This is a genomic window from Streptomyces sp. R-74717 (genome assembly GCF_047305335.1).
Classification (GTDB): domain Bacteria; phylum Actinomycetota; class Actinomycetes; order Streptomycetales; family Streptomycetaceae; genus Streptomyces; species Streptomyces atratus.
On record NZ_CP102361.1, the window covers coordinates 9,317,602 to 9,341,456 of the forward strand.

The window sequence follows — 23,855 nt, forward strand, 5'->3', positions numbered from 1 at the left end:
CAGCAGGTGCGCCACCGAATGCCGGGCCTGCGCCGCCAGACCGACCGCGATGTCCGGCACAGCGTCGAACGGGGCCGTACGAGTGTCCGTCGTCAATCGCGCGTCAAGGGTCGGGTCTGCGGGATCAAGGGGCCGCTAACGGAGACGTCCGGCCCGGCAGCAGCGGGCATAGCGTCACTGGTACGCCCCGGCTTGCCAGTAGTCCGGGGTGATGTACCCGTCTCCATGAGGAGTGTCATGAACGACAACCAGCGTGCCGAGGACCCCGACCCCCTTCAATCGAACCGGACCGGAGCGTTGTTCATTCCGGTCCGGCCGGGGCCCGTAGGCTACTGTGCCCGCCTCTTCCGTACGCCCCTTGGCGTCCGCACCGCAGTCGCCTTCACCAACGAGCGGCGACTGACCCTCACTCTGGGACAGCGGCAGACCTGGATCCGGCTCTCCGCGCCGGCGGTACGTGCCCTCGTCGCGCCCTTGGGGGTTGCCGGCCTCGTCGTCGACCCGCTACTCGCTGCCCCCGGGCCCAGTGCCTCACCCGCTGTGAAGTTCACCCGCCGTCCGGTCCCTGCGCCGCAGCGCGCGTACCGGCCGGCCTGGGATCTGCGAGCGGTCGATGTTGTCCGTGCGACCGGCACAGAGTTGTTGTCTCCTGCATCAACCTCTTGATCGGCTGAGGGAACACCATGACCACAACACTGCCCGGCCTGTCGGCTCCGGCGCCGGCACCGACCATGCCGCACGTAGTCTCCGTGCCGCCGAGCAACGCCGCAAGTCTGTCCGTCTGGCCCGCTTCGGCGCGGCTCGCCTCCCGCGGCGATGTCGAGGTGGGAGGCGTCTCCCTCGTCGAGGCGGCCGAGCGGTTCGGTACCCGGTCTATCTCCTCGACGAGGGCGAGGTGCGGGAACGCTGCCGCACCTATCTGCGGGCCTTCCCGGACACCGATGTCGTCTACGCGGCGAAGGCGTTCCTGTGCCGCGCCCTCCTGCACTGGGTGCAGGAGGAGGGCCTCGGCCTGGACGTCTGTTCCGCGGGCGAGCTGGAACTCGCCGTCACCACCGGCTTCCCGCCCGAGCGCATCGTGCTGCACGGCAACGCCAAGAGTCCGGACGACCTGAGCGCCGCACTGCGCCTGGGCGTCGGACGGATCGTCATCGACAGCGCGTGGGAGATCGCCCGGCTGTCCGCGCTCATCCCGGCCGACGGCCGCCAGAAGGTGCTGGTGCGCGTGGTTCCGGGCGTGAGCGCGGGCAGCCACGCCGCGATCCGCACAGGCACCGACGACCAGAAGTTCGGGCTGTCGATCACCGACGGGAGCGCCCAGCACGCCATCGCCCGGATACTCGACCAGCCGCGACTGGAACTGGTCGGACTGCACTGCCACATCGGCTCGCAGATCACCACGGTCAAGCCCTACCTGACTGCGCTGCGACGGGTGGTCGGGCTGCTTGCCCAGATCCGCCACCAGCACGGAATCGTCCTGCCGGAGTTGGACCTGGGCGGCGGGCACGCGGTCGCCTACCGGCCGGGGGAGACCGCGCTCGACATACCGTCCCTCGGTGCCCGCATCCGCCGCGAACTGGCTACGAGCTGCGCTACGGCCGGCATCCCCGTGCCCCGGCTCACCGTCGAGCCCGGCCGTGCGCTGGTCGGGCCCGCAGGCGTGGCGCTCTACCGGGTGCTGGCCGTCAAGAGCACCGGAGACCGGATCTTCGTCGCCGTGGACGGCGGAATGAGCGACAACCCGCGGCCCGCGTTGTACGGCGTCCGCTACGCCCCCCGGCTCATCGGCCGTCGCTCGACGGCCGAGCCCTGCACGGCGACCGTCGTCGGCCGGCATTGCGAGGCGGGCGATGTGCTCGCCGCCGATGTGGCCATGCCGGGTGACATCCGCCCGGGCGACCTGGTCGCCATTCCGGTCGCGGGCGCCTACCACCTCTCCATGGCGTCCAGTTACAACGCGGTCGGCCGCCCACCGGTGGTCGCCGTCCAAGACGGCCGTGCGCGGCTACTGGTCCGCCGTGAATCCCTCGCCGACATCAACGGCCGCGACGTCGGTCTCTGAACCGCGCGCACCCATGTCCGTATCGCTCCCGACGACCGCCGACCGTGAAGGAGCTGATATGTCCTGCATCAGCCGTCCGTCCCTTGGGAGCAGCCGTGACCACTGAGAACATCATCGGTCTGATTGTCGCTGTGAGCCTCCTGGGGTACCTGGTGCTGGCCATCAAGTTCCCGGACCGATTCTGACGACGACTTCTCGCGTCGGTCGGTCGGCCGGCGGGCCGGTCCGACCGCCTGCATTGCCCTGTCGTCACTTCACCGACAGAACACGGAGTGGAAGGGCGGCTGACACCCGGCAGGCGAGTCGGACCGGCGTACGGGATGCGCCGAGAGGACGTGCTGCCCGGGTCGTAAGGGACCGCCAACCCTCACCTGCGCTGTTTCTTCGATGCCGACGCGCGATCGGCGAGCAACGCCCCCCGCTTGCCCTGCCCTCCGCAGCTGGCCGAGCGCCGCAGATCGACGGGAGAGCAGCTGCTCATCGCGCTCGACGCCGCTTTCGGCAGCGCCGGTCCTGATGTCCCGTTGCAATCTCTGGTCGTGCGTGGTTCACCGGGACGGGCGCTGGTGGAGACCGCCGGCCGGGCCGACGACCTCCTGGCTGTCGGCACAGGATCGCGCCGATGGCTGCACCGCGCGCTGCGCCCGTCCGTGGCGCGCTACTCTCTCGCACACGCGGCCTGCCCAGTGTTGGCTGTTCCGCCTTCGGGCACCGAGCTCCAGGCCCGCAGGGAGCGGATGACGTCGAGGCCGTCGAGGTCGGGCAGGGCCAGGTCGAGGAGTACCGCGTCGACCGGGCGCCCTGCGGCGAGGCGCAGGGCGGTTCCGGCATCCGGTGCGGTGGAAACCGAGTAGCCGCGGGCCCGGAGCGCAGTGCTCAGGACACTGAGCATCCTGGGTTCGTTGTCGACCACGAGCACGCGCTTCACGAGAGCTTCCGTACGGCGGCGGGAAGCGACAGAGTCATGGTCAGGCCCCCGCCGGGAGTGTCTTCCGGCGCAAGGGCGCCGCCCATCGCCTCGGCCAGGCCCCGGGCGAGCGCGAGGCCGAGCCCGACCCCGGTCGTGTTGTCGGTGTCGCCCAGTCTCTGGAAGGGCACGAAGGCCTGCTCACGGTCGGTGACCGGCAGACCGGGTCCGCGGTCGATGACGCGGAACTCGACCCGTTCGGCCAGTGCGCTCGCGGTGATCACGACCGAGCGGTCCGGCGGGGTGTAACGGACCGCGTTCCCGACGAGATTGGCGATGATGCGTTCCAACAAGGGCGGATCTGCCAGAACAGCGGGCACGTCCTCGGAGATCCGGACCTTCACGTCCGTCGGGTCGCCGGGCAGCGAGTCCAGAGCTGCCGGGAGCACTTCGTCGAGGGTGGTGGCCCTCAGATTCAGGGTGAGGGCCCCCGCCTGGAGCCGGCTCATGTCGAGAAGGTTGTCCACCAGCCGGTTCAGCCGGGCCATGGACTCCTCGGCCGTCGCCAGCAGCTCAGCCCGGTCCTCGTCGCTGAAGTCGACCTCGGTGCTGCGCAGGGAGCTGATGGCGGCCCAGCCGGCCGCCAGCGGGGTGCGCAGATCATGGCTGACGGCGGCGAGCAGCGCTGTACGCATCCGGTCGGCAGCCTTCACGGGTTCTATCTCGGCGGCGGCCTCGGCGAGGCGTGCGCGTTCGAGGGCCGCGGCGACATGCGCGGTGAAGGCCGTCAGAACACGCAGCTCGGATGCGGGCAGGCTGCGGCCCCGCAGTACCAGATGGGCGTCGGGACCGACGGGTACGTGGATGGCGTCGTCGTCCGTCGCCGGCTGAGGGAGCAGCTCGGCGGAGGTCATGGAGAACGTCTCTCTTGTACGTTCGAGCAGCGCCGGGATCGCTTGGTCCCCGCGGACGATGGACCCGGCCAGCGAGGACAGTGTCTCCGCCTCGGCCGTGGCCCGGGCGGCGCGGCGCGACAGCCGCAGCGATCGGTCGACGATCGCGGCCACGGTGGCTGCGACGATCGCGAACACCAGGAGCGCCAGGATGTTGTTGGGCTCGGAGATGGTGAACTCACCGATCGGCGGTATGAACCAGTAATTGAGCAGCAGGGACGCCGTCACCGATGCGACGAGCGCGGACACCACTCCGCCGACACAGGCCACCCCGACCACCACCACGAGGAACAGCAGCGCCTCACTCGTCAGGTTGAGGCTGTCTCGGGTGCTGTCCAGCAGGAACGTCAGAGCCACCGGAAGAACCAGGCCCGACACCGGCCCCGCGATCAGCCGCGCGGTCGGCAGGGTGCGCCGCCGCGAGGGCAGGAGCCGACCTCCGCCGGCACGCTCGTGGGTGACCATGTGCACGTCGATGTCCTGCGACAGTTCGACGATCGTTTCGCCGATGCCGCGGCCGGTGAGGAGCCGCTCCAGGCGCCGCCGCCTGCTGGTACCCAGTACCAGCTGCGTGGCGTTCTCGGCCTGTGCGAACTCAGTGAGTGCAGTGGCCACGTCGTCGCCCACGACGGAGTGATAGCTGCCACCGAGGCTCTCGACGAGTGCCCGTTGGCGGGCCAGTGAAGCCGATGAGGCACCGCCGGTCAGACCGTCGCTGCGCACGATGTGCACGGCCAGCAGGTCACCGCCTGCGCTACGGTCGGCGATCCGGGCCGCGCGGCGGATGAGTGTCTCGCCCTCGGCCCCACCCGTGAGCGCCACCACGACCCGCTCGCGCGTTTCCCAGACGCGCTCTATGCCATGTTCAAAGCGGTACTTCTGCAGCGCTTCGTCGACGTGTCCCGCCACCCACAGCAGGGCCAACTCCCGTAATGCGGTGAGGTTTCCGGGACGGAAGTAATTGGACAGGGCGGCGTCGATCTTCTCCGGTGCGTAGATGTTCCCGTGCGCCATCCGGCGGCGCAGCGCCTCGGCCGGCATGTCGACGAGTTCGATCTGACCGGCGCGGCGCACCACCTCGTCGGGGACGGTCTCCCGCTGCGGTACATCGGTGATCCTCTCGACGACGTCGTTGAGGGACTCCAGGTGCTGGATGCTGACGGCGGTGACGACATCGATGCCGGCGGTGAGGAGTTCCTCGATGTCCTGCCAGCGCTTGGCGTGCCGGCTGCCGGGCACATTGGTGTGAGCGAGTTCGTCGACGAGCGCCACCTGAGGACGTCGGCGCAGGACCGCGTCGAGGTCCATCTCGCTGAATTCTCCGCCCCGGTGGGAGCGTGCGACACGGGGGAGGACCTCCAGGCCGTCGAGCCGCTCCTCGGTGAGCGGTCTCTGATGGCATTCCACGAAGGCCGCCACGACATCGGTTCCCCGCTGTGCTCTGCGGTGTCCCTCGTCGAGCATCCGGTAGGTCTTGCCGACGCCGGGGGCCGCCCCGAGGAAGACCTTGAGCCTTCCCCGTCTTCTGTCCGATTCCGTCACGGCACGCGCCTCCTCACGCCGCACTCGCACCCGGTCACGGGTCTTTCCTGCGTGGCCGGGCGACGGGTGCCGCTGATCAGCATCGGCCGTGAGCGGCGGGTAGGGGGCCTGGCCCGGCGACCTTGACGCGATTCTGATCCGGTCCGCTGCAGGGGCGACGGGCGCCGACCGGCTCGAAGAACTCCTGACGCAATGGCGTCAGACGCCGCAGTCCCGGGACGCCGGTAAGTTGCGCGTCTTGTTCACCGGGGTATCAGCGGCGCTGGGACCCCCGAGGGCTGTTTGCCCGACGTGCCCGGCAGCTTTCTCCCTTCCGGCAGAGAGCCGCTGAGCGGGCTCCGAGGTTACGTCATCGTCCCGCGGCGGCCTACCTGGGCCCGACGTCATTTGAACCGGCCCTCATCGGCAGCGACTTCAGGCGTCACTCGCGTTCGGTCAGAACCTGGAAACCAGGATCCGGGCAGCGGGTATACGTAGTCACCGAGTCAGGCAGACGTCAGCGCCGCGTGCGCCTGTTCGCTCCATGCCGGGCGTCAACTGCAATCTACGGAGCCGGTCGCGACGTGTGCTTCACGGCCAGTCCGCGCAGTGACCACCTGCCGGAGGGCATGTCGGCAGGCCTCGATTCCGGGGTGCGCGCCGCGGCCGCGCCTCACCGCGGTGAAGACGCTGCGAGCCCGCTGTCCGCGGGGGAGATCGCACATCGGTGAACCGGTCTTCCGCGTCGACGGCCCATACATTGGTCGGCTTCTCTGACGAATATGCGTCGGAAACATTCGCTGGACCGAGGGGAGGGTGAGGTCACAGGCTGGTTGTGTGCCTGAGAACCCTTCGCTCCTTCGTACGCTGCCGTGGTTCGCGCGCCCCGCCGCCCGGGCCTGGACCTGTGCCCCTCCACCCTCCGAGGTGCGATATTTCCACACATCCCTGCCCGGATACGCTCCCACTCCACTGAAAGAACTCCCCGCTTTCGCAGTGGAGTTGGGCGTGGCTCGCGTCTTCGTCAAGGACGAGTCATCCCGTCTGGTCCTGTCCGCGTTCAAGGCGTTGGGCGCGTTCTGGGCGGTGCACCGCACCCGCGATCGCCGTCACGGACGAGGACAGCTCTCGTGCGGCCGGTGACCTCGCTGCCCCTGCGTGTCCTCCGGTCCCTGCGGCGCCGCATCCCTGGCCGGGATCCGCGCCGCGCTCACCGGCGACCGCGCCGACGAGCGCCGCACGACCCTGGGCCTCGGCCCCGCCTCGACACTCGCGCTGCTCAGCACCGAAGGCACCGCCGCCAATCCCACTCCACCACCGATCACTGAAGGACCCGTTCGTTGAAACACCGCAAGATGTCCGCCCACGACCGCATCACATACGACGCCCCGCGCCCGCCGTCGTCCGGTGGCCCTCCACCTCAGCTCTCGCGTATGCCGGGCGCCAGCCGTACCGTCACTGTCTTGGGCCGTTGGTACTCCTGGAGTGCCAGCGCGCTCAGGTCCGTGCCGTGGCCGGACGAGCCACGCCCGCCGTGCGGGAGCTCCGCCGTCTGCACCAGATGGCAGTTGAGCCAGGCCTCGCCCGCGTCGAGGCGGGCCGCAAGATCGAGGCCCGTGCCGAGACCGGTTGTCCAGACACTGGCCGCCAGGGCCTGCGGGACACTGTTCGCCAGGGCCAGAGCCGCCTCCACGGTGTCCGCGTGCTGGACCGTGAGGAGCGGGCCGAAGACTTCCTCGGTGACCGTCGGGTCGTCGTGCGGGAGATCCGCAAGGAGAAGTGCCGCGCGCCAGTGGCCGTTCTCCTCGCCGGGCGGGGCGGCGATGTCCGCCGCCACTTGTCGCTTCGCCGACGAGGAGGCGATCAGGGAGTCGTAACGCGCCACCTGGTCCGGGTTGTTCAGCGGGCCGAAGTCGCGGCCTGCCAGCCGGGCACCCATCGCCTCGGTCAGGTGGGCCACCGTCGACTCGTAGTTCTCCGTGAGCGTGATGACCCGGGCCGGCGCCGCGCAGCTCTGGCCCGCGTTGTACGTGGCTGCTTCCGCGAGCGACGCATACGTGTCCGCCGGGGCGTCCGGGAGAACGACGGCCGGGGCGTTGCCGCCCAGCTCCAGGCTGATCCGGCGCGTCCCCGCCCGCGCCGCCACATCCACGCCCGCCCGGCCGCTGCCTGTGAACGCGACCATGTCGACCGGGGACTCGACCAGCAGCCGACCCGTCCGCCGGTCTCCCGGAAGCGACTGGAGCACGCCCTCGCCCAGGGTCCGCGCGGCGTGTTCCGCCAGCAGTTCCAGAGTGTCCGGAGTGGTCTCCGCCGGCTTCACCACCACCGTGTTGCCCGCGGCGAGTGCCGGGGCGCAGCGCCAGGCCGCCATCATCAGCGGGTAGTTCCAGGGGACGATCACCCCGACCACGCCCATCGGCTCCCAGCGGACCCAGCTCTCGTGCCCGGACACCAGCCGGCCCGCCGCCGGGGCCGTCCGGGTCCGTGCTGCCGTCGCGTAGAAGCGGAACAGATCCGCCACCTGCTCGATCTCGCCGGCCGTCTCCGCATCCGGCTTGCCCGTCCCGGCCCGCTCACGAGCCGCGTACTCCGCCGCGCCGACCTCGATCAGCGTCGCCAGCCGGTCCAGGCGTCGCGCCCGGTCCCTGGGGGTCAGGGCGCTCCACGTGCCCAGTGCCGTACGGGCCGCCGCCACGGCCACAGCCACCTCGGGCTCGCGGGAGACGGGCGCCGTGCCGCGGGAACGGCCCGTGCGAGGGTCGGTGAGTTCAGTGTTCATCGTTGCTTCCCGCTCGTCGCTTCCTGCTGCTCGTTCCTCACAACGCGTACGATCGCAGCCACAGTTCCAGCGTCAGCACCAGCCACAGCTTGCCGCCCTGACGGGGCAGGAGCGTGCCCTCGCCCTTCATCCAGGTGCGGACCGTGTCCGGGCGGAACAGGCCTCGGCCGGCCGACTGCCGGCTCAGCAGCAGATCGTTCCCGAGATCGCGCAGAGGACCCGTCAGCCACTGCTGCACCGGCACCCGCATCCCGCTCTTCGGGCGGTCGACGACCGTGTCGGGGAGGAGGTCGCGCACGGCCTCCTTGAGGATCCACTTTTCGGCCGAGCCACGGAGTTTGTACGTCGGCGGCGTCGCGAACGCGTGATCGACGACCCGCCGGTCGAAGAGCGGCGCCCGGCCCTCGATGCCTTGCGACGCCGTCAGGCGCTCCACCTTTGTCAGGATGTGGTGCGCGCCCTTGGTCCGCAGATTGCAGTGCAGGAGCTGGTTGAGGAGATGGCCCATGCGGTGCGGGCTGTCGGCGCCCGGAGTCAGATACGGCTCCACGAACCGCTGGGGGCGCGGGGCGTCCCGCAGCGCGTCGAGCGTCTGCGCGGTCAGTAGCGTCGGGAGGTCTGTCCAGCACTTGCGGTACGAGCGCAGATACGCCGTCGCCCGGTCCTCGTCCCAGGGCGCCCCCGGTTCACGGTGCATCTCCTGCACCAGCATCGGGAGGTTCTTCGGGCCGCCGAACACGGGGTCGCCTCCCTCGCCGTTGAGTACCACCGAGGAGCCGTCCGCCGCCACGGCCTCCGCGAGCAACAGGTTCGGGACCGTCAACGGATCGCCCACCGGACTGTCCAGGAGCGCAGCCGCCTCCGCGAGCCGTGAGGCGACCGTCTTTCCCGACACGTTCAGGACCCGGTGGCGGGTATGGCAGTGGGCGGCCACCAGGCCCGAGTAGCCCAGCTCGTTGGGGAGTTCGTCGCCGAAGCTGATCGAGTACGTGTGTACCGGATGGCTGTGGAGTTTCGCCGCCAGCGCGGTGACGAGGGAGCTGTCGATTCCGCCGGAAAGAAGGACCGCAGCCGGCTCCGCCTCCGGGAGCCTGTCGGCCGTCGCCCGCTCCAGGAGCGCCCGCAGGGCCAGGACATGCTCCGTCGGATCCTGCGGCACCCGGTGCGCGATGTGCTCGCGGGGCTCCCAGTGCACCGCTTCGGTGACCGTGCCGTCCTGCGCCAGCCGCAGCACCCGCCCGGGCAGGACCTCCCGCACGCCGGTCAGGAGCGTCTCCTCGCCCGGCAGATAGGCGAAGGTGAGGAACGAACGGACCGCGGACAGATTCATCGACGTGCCGAGCGTGGGCCAGCGCCGCAGCGCCCTCAGCGAGGTCGAGGCCGCCCAGGCTCCTTCGGCGCGGGCGTAGAAGAGAGTCCGGGCACCCACCTGGTCGCGGATCAGGATCAGGTCCGTACCGTCCAGCACGGCCAGCACGAACATGCCCTCGGCGAGCGCCACCCCCGCGTCGCCGAGCCGCGCCCAGCAGCGCAACAGCAGTTCACCGTCGGAGCACCGGGCAGGTACGGGCGTCCCCTCGGCGTGCAACGCGGACAGGAGGGCCGGGCGGTTGTGGAGGGTGACCTCGCCCACCGCTGTCAGGCCGTATGCCGTGAACGGGCCTTCGGCCCGGCCGGGTTCGCCCGCGATCAGTCCCAGATCAGCCCCGGCGACGTCCACGACTGCCCGGCCGGTCCCGGCCGCACCCATCGCCTCGACATGGGACCGGGCCTGCCGGGTGGTCGGGGCCAGGCAGACGCAGAAGCGTGCCATGGACGGCTCCTTTCCTTTGTGTTCTCTGGTCCGTACTGCAACCGCCGCCACTACGGCTTCCGGTGGTGTCGACGCGGCCGGCTCAGCCGAAGTCGTCGTCGCTCCAGGCGTCATCACCGTTGTCCCAGCCCGCGTCCCAGTCGTCCGTCCCGCCGTCACCAAAATCGCCGCTCCCGCCTGCGCCCGAGTCGCCCGAGGACGACGACTGGCTCTGTGCCTGCTGCTGGCGGAGCTCCTCTTCCTCCTCCGGGCTCATGCTCAGCGGCGGCAGCTGGGCGGCGGTGATGGCGAGGCCCGCCACGCCCAGGCCCGCGAGCATGACGCCCATCCTGCCGCCGAACGATGTCCGGTTGACCATCACCGTCTCGCCACGGCCCCACAGAGTGCGGCCGTATCCGATGTCGCGGGCATACGTCACCGTGCCGTCGGCGAGGGTGCGCTTGATGATGCGGTTGCCGAGGAGCTCGTCGGTGCCGGAGGCGTTCCGGTCGTCGTGCCAGCGCACGAGGTTGCGGTGGGATCCCTCGCGGTGGCGCCACTCCTCCCGGCCGTCCTCGTAGCGTCGGTGGACACTGCCGTCGGCGAGCAGTTCGTCGGAGTAGCCGATCTCTTGAGGTCGGATCATCGTGTGTGTTCCTCGGGTCTGTGGGGCGGTCGTGGCCGCGGGAGCCAGGGCCCGCTCGTACGGGTCACCCCGCGGTTCGCGGGCGGGTGACGCGGTGGGTCATGAGGCGGGCCAGGTCAGGAAACCCGTCGTACGCAGCCCGCGCAGTTCGGTCCACATGGAGTTCCGGGGCGGTCGGGGTCCCCGCGTGAGGCGCAGCACCGTACGCACCAGGCGGGGCGGTGACACTGCCGCGACCTGCGCGAACCGTCCCCGCGCCAGCCACGCGGCCTCCTGGGGCCGCAGCGCCGGAGGCCAGGGTCCGTGAGGCGGAGCCGGTGCCGGGCCGCGGCCGGTGGGAAGTCGCAGAGCCGCCGCGTGACGGGGTACGAGTCCGATCGACGCCACCCGTATGCCGGGGACGCGGCCGAGAGCGGCCCTGATCCGCGCCGGGAGCTCGATGCCCTCCGGGCTCGCGTCGTGCAGCACATGGACCGTCGCGCCCTCCGCCCGCTCCAGCGCCGCGACGAGACGAGGGGCGAGCGGCAGAGCATCGACCGCCGCGAGGACTTGGCAGGCCGCCTCCAGATGCACATGGTTGGAGAGCAGCATGCGGGCGATCGAGCGGTCCTGGCAGACGAGAAGGCGGGGCAGCCCGTAGGCGTAGACGTCGGGTTCGGAGGAATCGGGCGTGGCCGCGGGCCGTGGCGACGCCGACGGCACCGGCGGGAGCAGGCCCTCCACGGTCTCCCTGCCCCGCGCCTCCAGGGCGCGCGTGAATGTGGGCAGACGCAGGGGAGGGCCCGGGGTCCGCGGGATGCGGGTGAGCAGGGTCGCGGCCGGGCTCAGGACGCGGCAGGTCTCGTAGTAGAGCTGCCGTTCCGTGAACCTGATGCCGCCGGGGCCCGCGGCGCGGGCGGCGGCCCCGGTGATCGCGAGATCGAGGAGGCGGGCGCCGGGCCCGCGGCCGGTTCGGGGAGCCGGGGCGATGGAGGTCCCGCTTCCGGGAGCCTGGGGGCGTCGCGTGGTCATGCGGAGCCGGTGCCTTCCTTCTTGGACGTGCCGGCGCCGGGTCGGCCGGTGTCCCGCACTCGTGGGGTCTGCGGTGCCTGCGGCCAGGTGAGGAAGCCGTTGGTGTGGGCGTGCCGGGGCCGGGGTGGCGGGGCGGCCAGTGCCCGCTCCACCGCCCGTACGACGATCGATTCGAGGAGGCGCGGCGGCACGGCGGCGATCGGGCTCCAGAAGCCGTCGGCGAGCCACTTGGCGTCGGCCTCGGGCAGACCCGCGACCGTGCGGAGCTGTTCCGCGTCGGCTAACCGATTGTGCCGGGCGAGCCGTACGACGCCCTGCTTGCCCCTGGCCGCGGAGACGGGGAGGCCCGCGTCCACCACGACCCGGTCGGGCTGCGCGGCGCGGATGAGCGGTGCCAGCAGGACGCCCAGCGGGTCGGCGTCGTGCAGGACGACCACCGGGAGCGCGCTGCGGTACTCCGCGAGTTCATCGAGGGCCCCTGCCACGACGTCGGAGTGCCCCGCGGTTCCCTCCGTGCCGGCGGCCTCCAGGAGGACGGCCCCCAGACGGCCGGGAATGTCATTGGCCGTGAGGAAGAGAGCCGCCACCCGGTCGGTGCACAGGATCACGGCCGTGGGCCGGGACAACGGAGCAGACGCACGGGAACGGCTCGCGTCGCGCGGGCGGGGCACGGGGCGCGCGTCGTCGACGACGCCTTTCGGCAGCCGGCCGTATGCCGCCGACCAGGCGCCCGTCATCAGCTGACGGAAGGTCTCCTCGGAGGGGATGATCTGCGAACGGGGCGGTCGACCGGGGCGACGGCGCATGGCCGATGCGACGACGAGGACGACGCACCCGGCAGCTCCGGCGACGAACGCGAGGACACCGTCGGTCAGGACCGCGCACAGGAGGAGGGCGACGGCCGCCGGCAGAGCCACGAGCCAGCGGATCCCGGTCGGCACACCCTGCGGATCCTGCTCGGCCCAGGCGTAGTTGCGGGTGCGGGACAGGTACCAGAGCTGGGTGAGGGTGATCTTCAGGCGGCCGTGGTCGGTGGCGCGCTCCGCGATGCCCCGGATACGGATGTCGTGCATGCCCATGCCGTGGACCGCGGGGTCGAGTGCGAAGCGCTTCCCGCAGTGCGCGCACACCCGGCCGGTGCGCTCCTTGCCCGTGAGCGAGGCGGCGCAGCCGGGGCAGATCACCGCTCACCTGCCTGGTCCTGGGCCATCGGGCCGGGCCAGGTCATGAAGCCCACGGATGCGGCACGGCGCCGTTCCGGATCGACGTTGCGGGTGACCTGTTCGGCGATCCGGGTGACGGCGGCGAGAAGCCGGGCGGGGGGCATGCCGACGAGCGGGAACCGCCAGCCCCTTCCCAGCCACTTCAACTCCTCCTCGGTGAACTCGCCGAGCGCGGTGAGCCGCGCCATGGTCTCCCGGTCGGGCCGACCGCCCCGGTCGCGGTAGGGCACGGCCTGGGCGAGACCGCGGACGGTGCGCAGCGGCAGTCCGGCGTCGATCACCGTGCGTTGCCCCAGACTCTCGCGGACGCGCCGGACGAGGAGCTCCCCGTGCGCGTCGGCGTCGTGCAGCACGATCACCGGGCCCTGCGTGGGCAGGGCGCGGACCGCGTCGAGATCCTTGGCCGGTGCGATCCCGTAACGGGCGGGCAGGCCGTCGGCGATCAGGAACGCCGTGATGGAGCGGTCGGGGCACAGGAGTACGGCACCGGGCTGAGCGTCGGAGGGCGCACGAGATCTGGCCCGAGAGGGAACGGGAGGGGTGTCGTCGACCACTCCGGGCGGCAGTCCGCCGTACACGTTCCGCCAGGGTGTGAGCGCCTCCGAACGGAACGCCGCACGGCTCATGACCGGGAATCCCCGGTTCACACCGGCGGCTCGTGCGAAGGCGAAGCCCGCGGAGGCGAGCAGCAGGGCGCCCGAGATGAGGCCGAGGTACGCGATCTCGGTGAAGATGGCGAGGACGCCGACGAACAGGCCCGCGCCGAGCGAGGCACTCGCACACCCCGGCGCGAACTGGCTCTCCTTGAGGCGCTTGCGAGAGAGCGCGTACCACAACTGGTCCGGCGCCACTGCGATCCTTCCCTCCTCCGTCACCTTGGCGAGGATCCTGCGCACCCGCAGGTCGCTGAGGCCGAGGGAGTTGGTCTTGGGGTCGAGCGCGTACGTGCGCCTGCAGTGGGAGCAGGTGTTGTCGGGACGCTCCTTGCGGAGCAAGTTCTTCTCGCAGTGCGGACAGATCACCGGCGGACCTCCAGTGCGGTCGCCACACGGCGCAGTCGTTTGGCCAGTCGCTCGCGGACGGTGGTGGTGGCGATGCCCCGGTCCCGCTGAAGGCGCTCGATGTCGCGCAGGGCGGCGGCGAGTGCGCGGTAATCGGTGGCGGTGGCCACGGCCACCTGGCCGGTCGGCGGGGTGTCGCCCGTGGCGCGGCGCTCCGCCTCCCCGGCGGTTATCGCGTAGTCCTCGTGGTCGATCCCGTAACCGGTGTTGGCTGCGAGGATCGTCAGCGGACCGGTGCCCCTGTTCGCGAAGGAGTGGGGCATCATCTCCGGAATCCGTATCAACATCCCAGGAGTCAGCGGGACTTCGGTGACCCGGTCGCGGTCCACGTCGTGGAGGCCGCACGCCGCGTGGCCCAGGCTGAGGACGAAGTGTTCACCGCCATGGGCATGCGGGGTGAAGGCGCTGCGCGGCCCCACCACACCGAGTTTGACCGTGGCGTTCGAGGGACGTTCGGGGGAGGTTGCCGCGTCGCCCACCAGGTAGTGGGCGAACTGCCCGTCATCGATGAAGCGGAGGAACTCCCGCTCTGGTCCCAGCTCGCGGGCGCCGTCGCGGTCGGCCAGCTCGATGCCTCCGTCCGGCCTCAGGTGGTAGAGCTCCACACCCTCGGGGAGCGTGTCCCACGCTCCGCCCGGCATGGCGTCGGACATGCCGTCATGCGGTCTCCCGGACATCGCGCCTCCCCCTGTTTTTTTCCTGTGCGCGGCGCGCGCTTCGCAATCGCATCGTATGGCCTTGATTCACAACAAGGGGAGCCTCTGGGGCGACTCTTGGACAACGTGCGCGGGAACGGTGGGTGAACGCGCGACGGGCGGACGGCAGTGCACGCGGGGTGTGGACCACGGGCGTTTGGGTGCCGTGCTGTCACTTCCGGGCGGGTGCGGGGCCGGTGTGCGCGACGGTGCGTCACGACGATGACAGGTCAGGACGTGGGTGCCGGCCGGACCGGTTGTCTCCGCGAGGGCGCACATGCCGGTGGGGCCGATGAAGGAGTGGGATCGGGACTCCGTCGGGGTCTCGGGGAGGCCGGAGAGGCGCCTGGTGGTGGTCACTCAGCAGAGCTCGGTCTACGCCTTCACCCATCAGCATCGCTCTGACACGTCGAGGTCAATAGGTGGGGCCTTCCGTCGGCGGGAGGCCCCACCTCAACACCGTGGACAGCAGAGGGTCAGAAGCCGGTGTGCGTTCCCGGGGGTGTCGGGACACGGAGTTTGCGGGATTTCTCCCTTTGCCCGGCCGGTGCTTGGCACGTCAGGTCCTTGGCCGGGAGCCTGCCCGTGGTCAGGTAGACCGTGGCGCTCTTGTCCGCGCAGGACTTGAAGGGGTAGACGCCGTGCCCCTCTCCCTGGGCGACGGCGACCATCCGGGAGCCGCGCAGGGCCCGGTGCATGGCCTGGCCGGCGGCCAGGGGCGTCTGGGGGTCCCACTCGACTGGCCCACGAGTTGCACGACTCGATCGGGCACACGCTGACGGCGACCACGATCCAGGCCGCGGTGGCGGGCGAGGTGCTCTCCGCCGATCCGGTGGCGGCGCGGGCCGCTCTGCGCAGCATCGAGGAGTCGGCCCGGGCTGCGCTGGAGGACCTGGATTACGTACTGGGCGTGCTGCGCGAGCAGGAGGCGGAGACAGCGCCGACCCGCACCCTGGCCGACCTGCCTGAGCTGCTCGACCGGTTGCGGCACGCGGGCGCGGTGGTGGAGCCCGAACTGTCGGGCGACTTGGCGCAGGTGCAGGGGACGCTCTCCCGGGCGGCGTACCGGATCCTGCAGGAGGGTTTGACGAACGCGTTGCGGCACGGGGCGGGCGGTCCGATCGAGGTCCGCGTGGCGGCCGCACAGGACGGACTGGAGCTCAGCGTGGTCAACCGGGCCGGGGCGGAGAACAGCACGGGCCCGGGCGCCTTCCCGACATCCGGGCACGGCCTGCCCGGGCTGGCCGAGCGCGTGCGACTGCTGCACGGCGTGATCGAGGCCGGCCCGGACGGGCCGCGGCACTGGCGGTTGGCGGTCCGGCTGCCGGTACGGTTGTCGGCATGATCGTCTCTGACGCGAGCGCAGCCGTCACGACCAGCCCTGACGCGAGCGCAGCCGTCACGACCGGCGTCGCCGCCGGCACCGGCCCCGCCACCACGAGCCCTACCAGCGCCCCCGTCACACTCCTGATCGCGGACGACGACGAAGTGACCCGCAGCGGTCTGCACACATTGCTCGCGGCACAGCCGGGGATCGCGGTGGTCGGGGAGGCCGCCGACGGCGTCGAGGCGGTCGAGCAGGCGCGGCGGCTGCGACCGGACGTGGTCCTGATGGATGTGCGGATGCCGCGTCGCAACGGGATCGAGGCCACCCGGCAGCTGCTGGCCGAGTCGGCCGAACCGCCGAAGGTCGTGGTGATCACCACCTTCGAGAACGACGGTTACGTCACCGCCGCGCTCAGCGCGGGGGCCAGTGGGTTCGTGCTCAAGCGGCTTCCGGTCCGGCAGATCGCGGAGGCGGTGCGGGTGGTGGCGGCGGGGGAGGCGATCCTCTTCCCGGCGGCACTGCGCCGGATGGTCGCCGCCCGCCCGCTGGGCTCCGCCGAGGCGTTGCCGAAGGCGGCGCTGACGGGGCGGGAGGAGGAGGTGCTGCGGTTGATGGCCACTGGCCTGTCCAACCCGGAGATTGCGGAGTCGCTCACGGTGAGCCTGGAGACGGTTAAGACACATGTCGGGAACGTGCTGACCAAACTCGGCGCGGAGAACCGGACCCACGCGGTGGTGATCGCGTACGAGTCCGGTCTGGTGGTGCCGGGGTTCGCCGGCTGACCGGTTGAAGATCTACCGGGCCGTGGCCACGCGCTTTGACAAGAGGGCGTACGTCTTTCACGGCACCGTGACCGTTGCTGCCCTGCGTCCCTGGCTCCACTCCTGACTCGCCGGACGATCCCTGGAAGACGCGGTTCAGCGGCACAGGGCCATGTCCACGACACTCTCGACGGGCTTCATGGCTGCCTCGTCCCCTGTGGACCGGAGCGATCAGCTTCGGTCTCGTCGCTTCTCTGAACCGGGGGAGAATTTCACAGTTCGCTCGGCGAGTGCAGTTGGGCGAACTCGTCTGCGAGCATGCCCATGATGACGAGATCGTGGTGGCGGCCGGAAAGGAACACGCGATCCCGCCGGCGGCCCTCCTCGACGAGTCCAAGCCGGCGCTGAAGTGCCAGCGGCGCCTCGTTGTGTGCGAAGATCCGCGCCTCGCACTTGTGGTAACGCATCTCGGCGAACATGAAGCGCAGCAACAGCACAACGGCTTCTACCGCGTAGCCTTCGCGCCGATGCTCGGCGCCGATCGTGACGCCGTATTCGAAGCAGCCCGCACGTGGGTCGGCGTGGTGCGAACCGACAGTACCGACGATCTCCCCTGTGCCGGCGGCTTCGATCGCCAACCGGAAGTAGTCTCCATCGGGCTTGGCAGCGTCCTGCTCCTTCGCCCAGGCGCGGAAATCCTCGGCGGAACGAGGGGGGTGTAGCAGGTCTGTCAACTGCTCCTCGTCCGTGGCGAGGTGCATGAACGCAATCCAGTCATCGGGCTCGAATCCGCGCAGTCGTACTCGTTCCCCGGCCCAGAAAGATGCCATCCCCTGTTCGATCACGCTGCAGCGCGCGAGGTTCAGGCTTCCGCCGACCTCTGAGACATCCTTTGGCCTGGAGTTTTGAGGCCTTGTCGGGGCGGAGGGCGGGGGCAACGGCAGCGGGCCTGGACAGAGGTCTTCTCGCGTCACCCCGCGCGCTGGTTCCTCGCGTCGCACGCCGGGCGGACCGGGTTGGGACATCGGCCGACGGTTCCTGGCGTCAACACAGCGTTCCACGGTCTCTCGCGTCCGACGTAAAAAGGTGGAAAGCCGGGTAAACCAGCGGGGTGCTTAAGGCATCCTCCCAGGCGTGATGAGCCTGACGGGGACACCCTTCTTCCTGGCCACGATCGCGCTGGCCGTGGTCACCGTGCTGCTTCCGCTGCTGCTGTGGAGCCGGGTACGCGGCCCCGCCGTGGTGCGCGGCGCGGTCCGCATGGTGATGGTCGTCCTCGCGCAGGCGGCAGCAGTGCTGAGCGTCTTCGTGATGGTCAACAACACCAACGGCCTGTACGACAGCTGGGCCGACCTGCTCGGCACCGGACACCACATCGTCGCCGCGCCCGATCTCGGGCGTGACGGACTCGGGGATCACAAGCACCTGGCGACTGAGCCGAAGGCCGTACAGGACTTCAGCCTGACGCACGACGCCCGGATGGGCCGGGGCGTCCGCGTCACCCAGCTGCGCGGTCGGGTGTCGGGGGTGCGCGGCGAGGTGTACGTATGGCTGCCGCCGCAGTACGGCCAACCGGCCTTCCGGCACCGGAAGTTCCCCGTGGTCGAGCTCCTCGGCGGCTTCCCCGGATCAGCGAAGGCGTGGTTCGGCAGCCTGCGGGTGCAGTCGCAGCTGGAAGCCGGGATGCGGAGTGGGGAGATTGCCCCGTTCATCCTCGTGGAGCCGCGGACCAATCTGCTGGCGGGTCAGGACACCGGGTGCGCCAATGTGCCGGGTGTCGTGGACGCCGAGTCCTGGCTGAGCGTGGACGTCCGGCAGATGGTGACCGATACCTTCCGCGCGCAGAGCCGTGCGAGCGGCTGGGCGGTGGCCGGGTACTCGGCCGGTGCACACTGCGCCGTGAAGATGGCGCTCTCCCACCCGGACCGGTACCGGGCCGCCGTGGGCCTCTCCGGCTACAACGACCCGGCCGCCGAGCGGGTCTCCCTCACTGGCCGGGATCCGGAGCTGCGGCGGGTCAACAACCCGCTGTGGATCCTGCGCCACGCCGCCACCCCGCCGAGCGTCGCGCTCTACCTCTCGGGAGGGCGCAACGACGGCTACCGTGACGGCCTCGCGCTGCGGCGGGCGGCAGCGCCCCCGACGCGGGTGGTGGTGGCCGAGGTGAGCGGGCCGCACACCATCGAGCTGTGGAAACGTCAGGTGCCGCGTGTCTTCCGCTGGCTGACGGCCGAACTGGCGCCCTGCACGGGCCGGGTCGCTTCCGCGAAGGGCATCTGATCGATGGGGGCCGGCCGGACCGGGGCGCCCGGGTACGGCGCGCGGATCATCTGCGGTGAGCCCCGCCGAAAAGCGCGTGTACGACCTGAGCCACACCTGCCTGGCCACCCAAACGTATCGGCGTGCGCGCGGAGTGTGCAGCGTGCCCGTCTCCCTCAAGGCGCGGTGAGACGTGCCGCACGGATGCGGCGCCGCGGTGGCCGGCGTCGCGACCCCCTCATCTCATCCGCGACGGCCGCGGGATGCCGAGGGGTGTTCGCCGCCCGAGAGCCTGTCGGGTGACCTCTGATCGGGCGGCCACGGCCTGGCACGCACTCCCCCAAGGCATTAAGGGCCAGGGGGACCCCCTCCGGCGTTGCCGAAATGCCCTAGTAGCTCCTTCCCTAAGCTCTCAACTTCGTTCGAGTAGGGGAGACCCCATCCGAGGCCATCTGGGTGCCTAGGAATCGCACGCACCATGCCGCGTCCGCTCTCCGATCGAAAGGTCACCCGACAGGCTCTGAGCCACCGCGCAGGGCAGGGATTCGGTCGGGGAACCCAACCGGTCCGGAGCCCGGACATCCGGGCCGGTTCTGTCCGCTCGGTTGGTGAGCAGGATGCAGTGCAAAGGGAGTTGGGGGACTGGTAGGAAAGTTTACTGTTCGCTAGCATCCCGGGTGGTGGCTCGGTGCGGTGCCTGCCCCCGTAGGCATGACGCGCTCAGTGAGAGCTCTGGCCCGGCCACCATGATGTCGCCCCCTGCCCGCACGAGGGTCGGGGCGCGAGGTCATGCACCAATGCCCATCTCTCGCCACCCCCAAGGCCAGGAGTCCAGGGATGCACCTGAACGGCTCAGCTCCACTCCTCACGCCCACGCGGCGCCGTACGGTGGGCGTGGTCATCGCCGCCGTACTCCTCCTCGTCGGAAGCCTGTTGCTCGCCTACCCCGACCGGGCCGACGCCGCCGCCGACCCCCTTATTTCGCATGGCAAGCCCGCCACCGCCTCCTCCAGCGAAGCTTCCGGCCTCGGGCCGCAGAACGCCTTCGACGGCGACCCGGCCACCCGCTGGGCGAGCGCCGAGGGCGAGGACCCGCAGTGGATACGTGTCGACCTCGGTGCCACCGCCAACGTCACGCGGGTGGCGCTGAGTTGGGAGGCCGCGTACGCCAAGGCGTATCGGATCGAGATCTCCGCCGACGGCACCACCTGGACCCAGCTCGCCAATGAGACGGCCGGGAACGGCGGCACCGACGACTGGCCTGCCCTCTCCGGCAAGGGCCGCTACCTGCGCGTGTACGGCATCGCGCGCGGCACTGCCTACGGCTACTCGCTGCATGAGGCCGAGGTGTACGGCACTTTCGACGGCGCGCCCCCGCAGACCGGTGCCTTCACCGTGGTCGCCGCCGGTGACATCGCCGCCCAGTGCACCGCCTCCGACAGTGACTGTGCCCACCCCAAGACCGCCGCACTGGCCCAGAAGCTCAATCCGAAGTTCTATCTGACGATGGGCGACAGCCAGTACGACGACGCCCGGATCGCCGACTTCCGCGCCTACTACGACAAGACCTGGGGCGCCTTCAAGGACAAGACGCGCCCGGTGCCCGGCAACCACGAAACGTACGACCCGGCCGGGGCGCTGGCCGGCTACAAGGCGTACTTCGGGGCCATCGCGTACCCCCAGGGCAAGAGCTACTACAGCTTCGACGAGGGCAACTGGCACTTCATCGCCCTCGACTCCAACTCCTTCGACCAGAGCGCGCAGATCGACTGGCTCAAGGCCGACCTCGCCAAGAACAGCAAGGCGTGCATCGCCGCCTACTGGCACCACCCGCTGTACTCCTCGGGCGGACACGGCAACGACCCGGTCAGCAGGCCGGTCTGGAAGATCCTCTACGGGGCCAAGGCCGACCTCGTGCTCAACGGACACGACCACCACTACGAGCGGTTCGCCCCACAGAACCCCGACGGGAAGGCCGTCGCCGACGGGATCACCGAGATCGTCGGCGGGATGGGCGGCGCCGAGCCCTACCCCATCGAGGAGGTCCAGCCCAACAGCCAGAAGCGGATCAGCGGCGAATACGGCGTCCTGAAGATGGACTTCACCGACTCCGGCTACAGCTGGAACTACGTCGGCACCGACGGCAAGAACAAGGACACCAGCCCGAAGTACACCTGCCACTGATGTACCTGGCGACCACAGGCCGCCGGGACACGCCGGCCCCGCCCCGCACCGGCGGGGCGGGCCGGCGGGTCCCCGGCACCGTCCTCGCACTCGGCACGGTCAGCCTCGTCACCGACATCTCCTCCGAGATGGTCACCGCGGTGCTGCCGCTCTACCTCGTCCTCGGACTCGGTCTCTCACCCCTCCAATTCGGCTTCCTCGACGGCCTGTTCAACGGCGCCGCTGCCGTCGTACGGCTGCTCGGCGGGCACGCCGCCGACCGCGGCGGCCGGCACAAACGGGTCGCGGGGATCGGCTACGCCCTCTCCGCCTGCTCCCGGCTCGGCCTGCTTCTCGCGGGCGGCGCCACCGCCGGGATCGCGGCCGCCCTCGCCACCGACCGGGTCGGCAAGGGCATCCGCACGGCACCCCGCGACGCGCTGATCACCCTGAGCAGCCCGCCCGAGGCGCTCGGCCGCTCCTTCGGCGTGCACCGGGCGATGGACACCACGGGCGCCCTGCTCGGCCCGCTCGCCGCGTTCGCCCTGCTCTGGGCGACCGCCGACGCCTACGACGCGGTGTTCGTCGTCAGCTTCTGCGTCGGCCTGCTCGGGGTACTGATCCTCGTCCTGTACGTTCCCGGGGGTCACCCGACACCACCCACGAACTCGACTCCCCGTGCACGAAAGACATTTGGGGCACTCCGTGATCCCGCCTTCCGGCGGATTCTCGCAGCCGCCGCCCTGCTGGGTGCCGCCACCGTCGGTGACGCCTTCGTCTACCTCCTGCTCCAGCGCCGCCTCGGCCTCTCCGTCGGCTGGTTCCCGCTGCTGCCGCTCGGCGCGGCGGCGTGCTATTTGCTGCTCGCGGTCCCGGCGGGCCGGATCGCGGACCGGGTCGGCCGACGGCTGCCGTTCCTGTACGGACACGTCGCGCTGCTCGGCGTGTACGTCACGCTTCTCGCCCCGACCGGCGGCCCGGCCCCGCTTCTCCTTGTGCCCGTCCTCGTGCTGCTGGGCGTCTTCTACGCCACCACCGACGGGGTGCTGATGGCCCTCACCGGACCAGTGCTGCCCGCCGACGGCAGGGCGGGCGGACTCGCCCTGCTCCAGACCGGCCAGGCGCTGGCCCGGATGCTCGCCGCCGCGGGCTTCGGCGCCGCGTGGACGGTGTGGGGGCCACGCCCCGCGCTGTGGGCGGCGATATCTGCTCTGCTCGCTGCGCTCGCGGGCGGCTGGGCACTGCTGCCGCGCAACCCGTCCGGCCCCCCGGCCCCCGAGGGGCCCCGATCCCCGATCCCCGAGAGGCGGACCGCATGACTGCCAGGTTCCCAAGACCCGCGACCCCGCTGGGCCCACGGGCCCGTATCGCCGTCGTGGTGGCCGCGGTGCTACTCCTCGCGGGCGGCTCCGTCGGGTACGCCCTGCACGCGGAAAGCCGGTCGGAGGGGCAACGAGCCGACGCAGATGCCTCGTTCACTCTCGGTGGGCCCGCGCTGTACTTCCGGGACACGGTCACAGGACGCGTCGCGCATCAACCGCTCGCCGGAACCCCCGGCGCCCGCACCCCCGGCGGCCCCGCCTGTGACCGGTTCTACGCCTCCGGTGACACCGCGCTCTGCCTGCGCGCCGTGCCCGGAGTGCTGCCGAAGACATACGCGATCGTTCTCGACCGGCGACTGCGCGAGATGCGCCGGATCACCGTGCCGGGCCTTCCCACCCGCGCCCGCGTCTCCGCCTCCGGGCGGATGCTGTCCTGGACGGTGTTCGCCACCGGTGACTCTTACGCCACCACCGCCTTCTCCACACGGACCGCCGTCCTCGACCTGCGCACCGGCTACCTCATCAAGTCCATGGAGGAGATCCCCCTCACCATCGACGGTGTCCGCTACCACGCCCCCGACGTCAACTACTGGGGGGTGACCTTCGCCCGCGACGACAACCGCTTCTACGCGACCGTCTCCACCAAGGGCCGCACCTACCTCGTCGAGGGGAACATGAAGAACTGGTCGGCGAAGGCGCTGCGACAGAACGTCGAGTGTCCCTCCCTGTCGCCCGACAACTCCCGGATCGCCTTCAAGAAGAAGGTCTCCGACGACCCGGCCGCGCCCTGGCGGCTGTACGTCCTCGACCTGCGGACCATGCGTGAGACGCCGCTCGCCGAGTCACGCAGCGTCGACGACCAGGCGGCCTGGCTGGACGACGGCACGGTCGCCTACGCGCTGCCGGGCGCGGCCGGCCGGGCGAGCGACATCTGGACCGTCCCCGCAGACGGTACCGGGGCACCCCGCGTGGCCGCGGCGGGCGGATCGTCACCGGTGGCGGTGGGCTGAGCGAGACGGACCGGGGCAGAAGCAGCCGACCCAGCAGGGCTGCCGTCGTCCCTGCCGAGCGGTACGCCGGTGGCATGGTTTCGTGGGCCGGCAGACTCCGGGTCGGAGGCTGTTTTCTCCATTCGGCATCTACCAACCATTGCTGCTCCAGGACCATTTCAGAGCGCCATTCCGTTCTGACGTGCACCGCCCCGGTCGGATCGAGGGATCGGGGCGTGGGTGCGAAGAGTGGCAAGAACGCCAGAAGGATCGTCACATCCGCGAGGCGTTGCAGTATTGGGTGGACGGAGCCGAAGTCAGAGCGTTAGCCACGGGGTCGGGTTCGCTGACCTGCGGTGAGATGCTTGGGGGTGCCGCCGT

Annotated in this window: 21 protein-coding genes and 3 pseudogenes; 13 read left to right on the forward strand and 11 right to left on the reverse strand. The window is 70.7% G+C overall.

All coding sequences use genetic code 11. The features are described from left to right. The first annotated feature begins 237 nt into the window (after window positions 1-237). The 4 genes and pseudogenes from NRF20_RS42105 to NRF20_RS42120 form a co-directional block, all read left to right on the forward strand. On the forward strand, window positions 238-666 hold the full coding sequence (locus tag NRF20_RS42105) for an SAV_915 family protein (RefSeq protein ID WP_413754266.1): 429 nt from the start codon (window positions 238-240) through the stop codon (window positions 664-666). Between the two features lie 65 nt (window positions 667-731). Next, a pseudogene (gene lysA / locus NRF20_RS42110) lies at window positions 732-2,062 on the forward strand (diaminopimelate decarboxylase). A 95-nt stretch (window positions 2,063-2,157) separates the two neighbouring features. After that, on the forward strand, window positions 2,158-2,247 hold the full coding sequence (gene kdpF / locus NRF20_RS42115; protein ID WP_189280790.1) for a K(+)-transporting ATPase subunit F: 90 nt from the start codon (window positions 2,158-2,160) through the stop codon (window positions 2,245-2,247). A 339-nt stretch (window positions 2,248-2,586) separates the two neighbouring features. Continuing rightward, a pseudogene (locus NRF20_RS42120) lies at window positions 2,587-2,703 on the forward strand (universal stress protein); the annotation flags it as partial. 17 nt (window positions 2,704-2,720) lie between these two features. On the opposite strand, the gene NRF20_RS42125 reads toward NRF20_RS42120, so the two are convergent. Next, on the reverse strand, window positions 2,721-2,990 hold the full coding sequence (locus NRF20_RS42125; protein WP_398629277.1) for a response regulator: 270 nt from the start codon (window positions 2,988-2,990) through the stop codon (window positions 2,721-2,723). Further along, entirely contained in the window at window positions 2,987-5,464 is a 2,478-nt protein-coding gene (locus tag NRF20_RS42130; protein ID WP_398629276.1) for an ATP-binding protein, read from the reverse strand. The genes NRF20_RS42125 and NRF20_RS42130 overlap by 4 nt, the downstream gene beginning before the upstream one ends. Before the next feature lie 987 nt (window positions 5,465-6,451). Between NRF20_RS42130 and NRF20_RS42135 the strand changes: the two genes are divergently transcribed. Together NRF20_RS42135 and NRF20_RS42140 are read left to right on the forward strand one after the other, a co-directional pair. Beyond that, window positions 6,452-6,586: a hypothetical protein gene (locus tag NRF20_RS42135; protein WP_398629275.1), complete on the forward strand. Its 135-nt coding sequence runs from the start codon at window positions 6,452-6,454 to the stop codon at window positions 6,584-6,586. Window positions 6,587-6,601: 15 nt separating this feature from the next. After that, entirely contained in the window at window positions 6,602-6,787 is a 186-nt protein-coding gene (locus tag NRF20_RS42140; protein WP_398629274.1) for a hypothetical protein, read from the forward strand. A 76-nt stretch (window positions 6,788-6,863) separates the two neighbouring features. Here NRF20_RS42140 and NRF20_RS42145 read toward each other — a convergent pair whose 3' ends face one another. From NRF20_RS42145 to NRF20_RS42180, 8 genes are all read right to left on the reverse strand, one after another. Further along, a complete protein-coding gene (locus NRF20_RS42145) occupies window positions 6,864-8,225 on the reverse strand; it encodes an aldehyde dehydrogenase family protein (protein ID WP_398629273.1) in 1,362 nt (453 codons plus the stop codon). 37 nt (window positions 8,226-8,262) lie between these two features. Next, entirely contained in the window at window positions 8,263-10,038 is a 1,776-nt protein-coding gene (locus tag NRF20_RS42150) for an asparagine synthetase B family protein (RefSeq protein ID WP_398629272.1), read from the reverse strand. A gap of 82 nt (window positions 10,039-10,120) precedes the next feature. Next, window positions 10,121-10,663 (reverse strand): hypothetical protein, encoded by a 543-nt coding sequence (locus NRF20_RS42155; protein ID WP_398629271.1) that lies wholly within the window; start codon window positions 10,661-10,663, stop codon window positions 10,121-10,123. Between the two features lie 99 nt (window positions 10,664-10,762). Continuing rightward, window positions 10,763-11,674, reverse strand: a complete 912-nt coding sequence (locus tag NRF20_RS42160) for a hypothetical protein (RefSeq protein ID WP_413754267.1) — start codon at window positions 11,672-11,674, stop codon at window positions 10,763-10,765. Further along, window positions 11,671-12,858 carry a hypothetical protein gene (locus NRF20_RS42165; RefSeq protein ID WP_398629269.1) on the reverse strand — a complete coding sequence of 396 codons (1,188 nt, stop codon included), beginning with the start codon at window positions 12,856-12,858 and terminating at the stop codon, window positions 11,671-11,673. The genes NRF20_RS42160 and NRF20_RS42165 overlap by 4 nt, the downstream gene beginning before the upstream one ends. Beyond that, on the reverse strand, window positions 12,855-13,919 hold the full coding sequence (locus NRF20_RS42170; protein ID WP_398629268.1) for a hypothetical protein: 1,065 nt from the start codon (window positions 13,917-13,919) through the stop codon (window positions 12,855-12,857). The genes NRF20_RS42165 and NRF20_RS42170 overlap by 4 nt, the downstream gene beginning before the upstream one ends. Continuing rightward, window positions 13,916-14,635, reverse strand: coding sequence for a cupin domain-containing protein (locus NRF20_RS42175; RefSeq protein ID WP_398629267.1), 720 nt, complete (start codon window positions 14,633-14,635; stop codon window positions 13,916-13,918). The genes NRF20_RS42170 and NRF20_RS42175 overlap by 4 nt, the downstream gene beginning before the upstream one ends. Before the next feature lie 494 nt (window positions 14,636-15,129). After that, window positions 15,130-15,351, reverse strand: a complete 222-nt coding sequence (locus tag NRF20_RS42180) for an alpha/beta hydrolase (RefSeq protein WP_398629266.1) — start codon at window positions 15,349-15,351, stop codon at window positions 15,130-15,132. A gap of 53 nt (window positions 15,352-15,404) precedes the next feature. Here NRF20_RS42180 and NRF20_RS42185 point away from each other — a divergent pair, with 53 nt between their 5' ends. The 3 genes and pseudogenes from NRF20_RS42185 to NRF20_RS42195 form a co-directional block, all read left to right on the forward strand. Then, window positions 15,405-15,998 carry a sensor histidine kinase gene (locus NRF20_RS42185; protein ID WP_398629265.1) on the forward strand — a complete coding sequence of 198 codons (594 nt, stop codon included), beginning with the start codon at window positions 15,405-15,407 and terminating at the stop codon, window positions 15,996-15,998. Beyond that, a complete protein-coding gene (locus NRF20_RS42190; RefSeq protein WP_398629264.1) occupies window positions 15,995-16,762 on the forward strand; it encodes a response regulator in 768 nt (255 codons plus the stop codon). Before NRF20_RS42185 ends, NRF20_RS42190 begins: the two co-directional genes overlap by 4 nt. Before the next feature lie 4 nt (window positions 16,763-16,766). Beyond that, window positions 16,767-16,868, forward strand: a pseudogene (locus NRF20_RS42195) (IS5/IS1182 family transposase); the annotation flags it as partial. Between the two features lie 145 nt (window positions 16,869-17,013). On the opposite strand, the gene NRF20_RS42200 reads toward NRF20_RS42195, so the two are convergent. Continuing rightward, the gene (locus tag NRF20_RS42200) at window positions 17,014-17,586 is read right to left on the reverse strand and encodes a GNAT family N-acetyltransferase (protein ID WP_413754268.1); all 573 of its coding nucleotides are present in this window, start codon (window positions 17,584-17,586) and stop codon (window positions 17,014-17,016) included. Window positions 17,587-17,878: 292 nt separating this feature from the next. Between NRF20_RS42200 and NRF20_RS42205 the strand changes: the two genes are divergently transcribed. From NRF20_RS42205 to NRF20_RS42220, 4 genes are all read left to right on the forward strand, one after another. Further along, complete coding sequence (locus NRF20_RS42205) at window positions 17,879-19,021, forward strand: alpha/beta hydrolase (RefSeq protein WP_398629496.1); 1,143 nt, start codon at window positions 17,879-17,881, stop codon at window positions 19,019-19,021. Between the two features lie 816 nt (window positions 19,022-19,837). Next, window positions 19,838-21,184, forward strand: a complete 1,347-nt coding sequence (locus tag NRF20_RS42210; protein ID WP_398629262.1) for a discoidin domain-containing protein — start codon at window positions 19,838-19,840, stop codon at window positions 21,182-21,184. After that, on the forward strand, window positions 21,184-22,482 hold the full coding sequence (locus NRF20_RS42215) for an MFS transporter (RefSeq protein ID WP_398629261.1): 1,299 nt from the start codon (window positions 21,184-21,186) through the stop codon (window positions 22,480-22,482). Before NRF20_RS42210 ends, NRF20_RS42215 begins: the two co-directional genes overlap by 1 nt. Continuing rightward, the gene (locus tag NRF20_RS42220) at window positions 22,479-23,495 is read left to right on the forward strand and encodes a TolB family protein (RefSeq protein WP_398629260.1); all 1,017 of its coding nucleotides are present in this window, start codon (window positions 22,479-22,481) and stop codon (window positions 23,493-23,495) included. The genes NRF20_RS42215 and NRF20_RS42220 overlap by 4 nt, the downstream gene beginning before the upstream one ends. The last annotated feature ends 360 nt before the right edge of the window (window positions 23,496-23,855 follow it).